The organism is Alkalihalophilus lindianensis (assembly GCF_032843265.1).
Taxonomy (GTDB): Bacteria; Bacillota; Bacilli; order Bacillales; family Bacillaceae_D; genus Alkalihalophilus; species Alkalihalophilus lindianensis.
This window is the reverse complement of the sequence record NZ_JAWJBA010000408.1, coordinates 1-267: the sequence shown is the minus strand read 5'-3', so window position 1 is coordinate 267 and position 267 is coordinate 1. Positions and strand designations below refer to the sequence as shown.

The 267-nt window shown below is 44.9% G+C and carries 1 protein-coding gene; it reads left to right on the top strand.

All coding sequences use genetic code 11. From position 1 onward, the window contains the following. The coding region (locus RYX56_RS22800; protein WP_317124182.1) for an ATP-binding cassette domain-containing protein at window positions 1-267 on the top strand (267 nt) is incomplete at both ends.

Here is a 267-nt window from a genome sequence, read left to right as displayed (position 1 = left end):
ATCCACATATGCGGTTACAATATTGAAGAAGACTTCCAAGGTGCCTTAAAGAACCTCGGCTGCATTGTAGAAAATCCGGAATTGTATCCCTATCTTTCAGGCTATAACAATCTGCTGCATTTTGCCCGGATGCTCGAAGGGGTCGGGGAGGAACGGATCAAAGAAGTAACCGAACTTGTCGGCTTAACCGAAAGAATTCACGATAAGGTCAAAACCTATTCACTTGGAATGAGACAGCGCCTTGGAATTGCTCAAGCACTTTTAGGG